The following is a 5,889-nucleotide window of genomic DNA, read 5'->3' as shown; positions in this document are numbered from 1 at the left end:
CCCCACTCCAAAGCAGACATTATTAGCGATCGCTGGAGTTTGGAACCGATTTAAAGGAAGGGTAGGTGAACAGGTGACTGTGTTGGAGGAAGCTGCTGTTGCATCTAGTGACAATGCTTTGAATCAAGAACTCCGCAAACAAGCATTTCAAGAAGCTCATAGTTTAGCAGGATCGTTAGGTACTTTTGGCTTTCCTCTAGGTTCAAAGTTGGCAAGAAAAATTGAGTATCTACTGAAAACGGATAAAGTTTTGATTAAAGCCCAAACGACGCAGTTTCAAAGTTGGGTAGAGCTTTTGCGTCAGGAAATTGAGCGAAATCAGGATGAGACTGTTTCGTGTTCACTTCCAGAAGATGAATACCCAATACTCTTGGTGGTGGATCGCGATCGCTTGCTTGCAGAGCAACTTGCAATTGATGCAAACTCAAATTTCAAAGTTGCGATCGCGATCGATATTGAAACCGCTATCCAGAAATTGTACGAAGAACATCCCAGCGTAGTACTATTAGATCCCAGCGTTTCCCCAGTTGATGAAGACAGCTTGCGCTTACTTTCCCTGTTGAAAGACCGCAAACCCCCAGTCCCAGTGATCGTATTTACAGAACTTAGCGATTTTAGCCATCGATTGCAAGTTGCTCGTCACGGTGGACACACCTTTTTACAAAAACCCTTACCCGTTGCACAGATATTACAAGCGGTGAAACAAGTATTGGAACATGCACCTGATGCAGAAGCTCATGTTTTAGCTGTAGACGACGATCCAAAAATAGGTCCGCTGTTACAAGTATTGCTGACTCCTTGGGGAATCAAGGTCACAACCCTCAACGATCCGCAACGCTTTTGGGAAACTCTGGAATCTATAAAGCCAGATTTTCTGATTTTGGATGTGGAAATGCCGGATATCAACGGTATGGAAATTTGCCAGGTAGTACGCAACGATCCACGCTGGGGTGAATTGCCGATATTATTTTTGACAGTTCATAACGATGCTAATATTATTAATCGGGTGTTTACAGTCGGTGCAGATGACTTTGTAACCAAGCCAATCATCGGACCAGAACTTGTCACTCGCATTATCAATCGTCTGGAAAGGATTAAATTACGGCAGCGTCTTGCCCAAACCCACCAACCTGATGCTGCTAGCAAGAATGACATAACTAGGATTCCACTTCAATTAGAACTGAATGAGGGTCAACGCACACAAGAAGCATTGCGAAACTCTCAAACTCAATTTGCAGGAATTGTAGAAATTGCCGATGATGCAATTATTTCGATTGATAGCAACCAACGCATAACCTTGTTTAACCAAGGAGCAGAAAAAATTTTCGGCTACACAGCAGCACAACTGTTAAGACAGCCTTTGGACTGACTATCTGCTCAAATGGGTATACCGATCGCGATCGCGCTCACCCTTCAACCCCCTATAATTCAATAGACATCTGTTGGAAAACAATTATTGTGACGATTCTGTGCTACGTCTTTACAAGGGTTTGGGGCAACGCATAGTTCATTTCCAACAGATGTCTAATACAGTTGGTGTTAATAAATTAGTGGTCTAAAAATGGCATATATGTAGAGACGTAGCTAGCTTACGTCTCTACAAGGATCTGGAGCTTAACACCAACGGTATTGCCCTATAATTAGCAGCACAAATCGCTAATGCTTTCGGCTGGAATCTATGAAATGCGGAAGCAGTCCGGCTTCAGGCAGGAGTTAGAAGTTATTCTGCTTGTGCCAAAGTCGTCCCAATACGGTTCGGTTAAGAATATTTGTGAACCCAAAACCCTTGTAGAGACTAGCAAGTGCAACGTCTCTACATACGTTAACACCAACCGTATTGCAAGTCGTCCTCCCCATCCCCCCATCCCCCTCAATCCATCACCAACACTCCCTGCAAAATATTCAACAAGTCCTTAGCGCTGAAGGGTTTCAGTAAAAATCCTTGAATGCCAGCACCTCTTGCTTGCGCTAATGACTCAGCAGATACTAATCCACTCATGGCAATAATTTGCACTTGCGGATTCATTCTTTGCAAAGTGCGGATGGCAGTTGCTCCAGCCATTGAGGGCATCATAATATCCATTAGCACTACCCTAATTTCTTGTTTGTACTGATTGTAGAGAGCAAGTGCTTCAATGCCATCTTCTGCGGTTAATACCCTGTAATTGTGGATTTCTAGTGTGGTTTTGGTAATTTGGGTGATAGCTGCTTCGTCATCAACAACCAAAATCAATTGTCCCTCTCCTGTTAACAGTTCCATCTCATCCACTGGTTGGATTATAGTTCTGTCGCTGCTTGTCAGGTATACTTGAAACTGGCTGCCAAGCCCTACCTCACTGGATACATCCAAAAAACCACCGTGGCTGTTAATAATACCGATCGCGATTGACAAGCCCAGTCCAGTACCTTTGCCTATATCCTTGGTAGTGAAAAAGGGGTCAAAAATGCGATCTATGATTTTTGGGGAAATGCCAACTCCTGTATCGGTAATGGTAATTAAAACGTAAGAGCTAACTTTTGCCTTTTTATTCATTTTGGCGCATAGAGCATCAATACACAGGTTGACAGCAGAAATACTTAAATCCCCCCCATTGGGCATGGCATCACGAGCATTCAGGCAAAGATTTATGAAGACCTGATGTAGTTGACTAGCATCCCCAACTACAGTGAGCAAATCTGGTGCTATGTCGATGTTGAGATTGATAGATTTGGGAAATGTCCCTTTGATTATCTGCGCGATATCTTCTAGTAGGTACGATGGTTGCATAGTACTCCGCTTGCCTTCAGAACCACGCGCAAAGGATAAAATTTGCTGGACTAAATCAGCCCCATGTTTAGCACTGCTTTCGAGTAAATCGAGCATCTCAAGCGATCGCTCGTCGAGATTCTTCAGTTTCATCGGCAGCAGTTGTGCTACTGTCATAATTGGCGTAAATATATTGTTCAAGTCGTGAGAAATGCCACTAGCGAGAGTGCCTAAGCTTTCCAAGCGTTGAGCGCGGAGAACTTGTAATTCTAGTTGTTTCTTCTCCGTAATGTCAGTATCAACGCTGAGGATAGACTTAGGTAAATCTGCGTTATCACGCATCAATGTCCAGCGGGTGGCAACGATCAGTTCTTTACCTTTTCTAGTATATCTACGTAATTCCCCTTGCCACGAGCCAGACTCAACAACGGTTTTCAGTGCGGCTTCTATTTCTAACGAATCTTGAGAAAAAATTTCCTCATATCCCGTAACATCTTCAGTTTGCCAACCGTATAAATTCTCTGCACCTTTGTTCCAAAATAAAATTTGGTTTTGCAAATCTCGCACGATAATTGCATCTGTGGTAATATCTATCAAGGCAGCTTGTTCGCGGATTTTTTGTTGTGTCTGCTGACGTTCGGTAATATCTCTTAACAACCAACGCAGGCTAACTGGTTTACCATCACCCTCCACTTTGCTCGCAGTTACTTCTGCCGGAAAGTCGATTTTTCCATCTTGGTGAAATATCTGAGTTTGATGTGAGCAAATTTTTGTTTCTTGCTGCAACTCTGTCAGAAGTTCACGAAATTTTGGTCTATGTGCTGGATGCACGAAAACCAAAAGTGGTTTGCGAATGAAATAAGATTGACGCACATTCAATAACTGCGCTGCGGCATGATTTGCTTCTTGAATTGTGCCATTAGTGTCAGTGACGAAGTAAGCATCCGGGGCAAAGTCAAATAAATCTTGATAACGCTGCCGTTCGGCTTCTACAAGATGCCTGGTAGCTACCAACTCGTCATTTTGTTGTTGTAGTTCCTCTCCCAACACTTGTAGTTCTTCTAGAGAAATGGAAATTTCGGCGATCGCTTCCGTAAAAAGCTCTCTCTGAGAAATATCTTTATAGTGCTTTTTTGTGTATTCGGCACGCTGCAACAGATTATTTAATCTTTCATGCGCTTGTTTGATCGCTTGTTCTAAATTTTTCCCTATCGTCATTTATAATATTTTCCACTCATCTTAGCTCTGTTGCCGTTGCCGTTCTTCAATTTCTTTAGCAGAAACCATACTGTTGACTTTTTCTACATCTGCCATCACTAATATAGCTCCTTCTATATGAACACCAAATAGAGGAGTACAAGCCACATAACATTTTATTTGTTTGCCCCGACGATTCATCGCATCTATAATCAATTCTTGAAACTGTCTGCGTCCCGATATCGAATTGCGAATCATCATTCGCAATTGCTCGACAGGCAAACCGATGTCTAAACTAAATAAAGAGTTGCCCAACACTTCATCACTCCGCAAACCCCACATATCCTCTAACATGTAATTCCAAATTAAGATGTTGAAGCTGTTGTCAATCACCACTACTCCCGTTTGCATACTTCTGAGAATGGAAATTAAGAAAACATTTGTGCGGTTGAGTTCTGTTGTTCGCTGACTCAGTTCGTGATTAATTGTTTGTAATTCCTCATTTGTCGATTGGAGTTCTTCATTCATTGTCTCCAATTCTTCGTTAGTGGATTGGAGTTCTTCGTTGGTGGTTTCTAATTCTTCGTTAGTAGATTGGAGTTCTTCGTTAGTGGTTTCTAATTCTTCGTTAGTGGATTGGAGTTCTTCATTTGCGGTTTCTAAATCTTGTCGAGAGTGTTGCAATTCGTCTTGTAGTTGAATGTAATGAGTAATATCATGAAAAGCAATGCTCACACCCAATGCTTTATTCCCATTGTCGAGCAAAGGTACAACCCGTACATCTAGATATTGTATTTCTGTGGGTAAATTGCGCTCTACATTTGTCAGCGTAATCGAGTGACGTTCGGTGTAAGCTTGCTCAATAAGCGATCGCAATTCTATCGGTCGGTAAGAAACTTCCAAATCTTGGAAAGGACGAGTTAAATCTTTGGGTGACAGACCAAACATAGTCCGAGCCTGTTCATTAATTAACACCACATTGCCATTGATATCAATGACTATTTGAGCAACTGGTGCACTATCAAAAGCAAGCTCTCGCATCCGGATGTGGCGCGAAAATTGATTGTTTGCTTCTTGGTCGCCGACTTGCGCCAAAACCAAAAGGCGATCGCGTATATTTGCAGAAGACACCTTCGTAAATATCCTATGCTTTAAATTTAAAGGAGTGAATAAATTAGAGTGAGTTAATAGCATTTCTGCTTTACCCAAAAATAGATAGCCTGTATCATTTAAGGCAAAATGAAAGCGACCTAAAACCCGCGTCTGCGTCTCAGCATTGAAGTACATCATTGTATTGCGACACACCAGTAAATCTATGCGAGAAATTGGCGCATCTTGCAGCAAATCATGACGACCAAAAATCACCGATCGCCGCAAATCGTGACGGAAGACATAGCGGTTTCCCGTTGGCTCAAAATATTTGGTAATTAGTTCAGGTGGAAGCCCTTGGATATCTTTGGCAGAATAGAGAGCTTGACGAGATTGACTCAGCGCTTCTTCATCCAGATCCGTGGCGTAAATTTTTACCCGCTGACGAAATTGCTCGGTTCCCAAGCTTTCAGCCATCAGCATTGCTAAAGTATAAGCCTCCTCACCAGAAGCACAGCCAGCACTCCACACCCGGATCTGTTCAGAATCTGCTTTACCTTTAATTAGATTGGGCAGCACTTGCTCTTGCAGAAATTCCCAGACTGAGGCATCCCGAAAAAAGGCGGTAACGTTGATCAGAATAGTGTTAAACAGAAAATTGAATTCCTCTGGATATACTTCCAGATAATCCGTGTAATCGCTAAAGCCTTCTAGTCCCAATAACTGCATCCGCTTTTGCACCCGACGTATCAAAGTCGAGCGCTTATAACCTGTAAAATCAAAGCCCCGGCTTTGTCTGAGGTAAATAAGTAAAGATTCAAAAGCGGGGTTTCTTTCTGCGGAAGTCATAATCTAGG

The 5,889-nt window shown here is 42.5% G+C and carries 3 protein-coding genes; 1 reads left to right on the top strand and 2 read right to left on the bottom strand.

All coding sequences use genetic code 11. The features are described from left to right. A partial coding sequence (locus tag OGM63_RS10975) for a response regulator (RefSeq protein ID WP_263745568.1) occupies positions 1–1,369 on the top strand: 1,369 nt, incomplete at its 5' end. Positions 1,370–1,870: 501 nt separating this feature from the next. Here the strand turns inward: OGM63_RS10975 and OGM63_RS10970 are convergent. Further along, entirely contained in the window at positions 1,871–3,964 is a 2,094-nt protein-coding gene (locus OGM63_RS10970; RefSeq protein WP_263745567.1) for a PAS domain-containing hybrid sensor histidine kinase/response regulator, read from the bottom strand. 21 nt (positions 3,965–3,985) lie between these two features. Continuing rightward, entirely contained in the window at positions 3,986–5,881 is a 1,896-nt protein-coding gene (locus OGM63_RS10965) for a CheR family methyltransferase (protein WP_263745566.1), read from the bottom strand. Positions 5,882–5,889 lie beyond the last annotated feature (8 nt).

The sequence above is a fragment of the Plectonema radiosum NIES-515 genome, assembly GCF_025753815.1.
In the GTDB taxonomy this organism is placed as follows: Bacteria; Cyanobacteriota; Cyanobacteriia; order Cyanobacteriales; family Nostocaceae; genus Hassallia; species Hassallia radiosum_A.
The sequence above is the reverse complement of the archived record's forward strand: the minus strand, read 5'-3'. Positions and strand labels throughout refer to the sequence as shown.

Coding starts and splice junctions, on each gene's coding strand:
- OGM63_RS10970 (WP_263745567.1), bottom strand. CDS start 3,964: ATGACGATAGGGAAAAATTTAGAACAAGCGATCAAACAAGCGCATGAA.
- OGM63_RS10965 (WP_263745566.1), bottom strand. CDS start 5,881: ATGACTTCCGCAGAAAGAAACCCCGCTTTTGAATCTTTACTTATTTAC.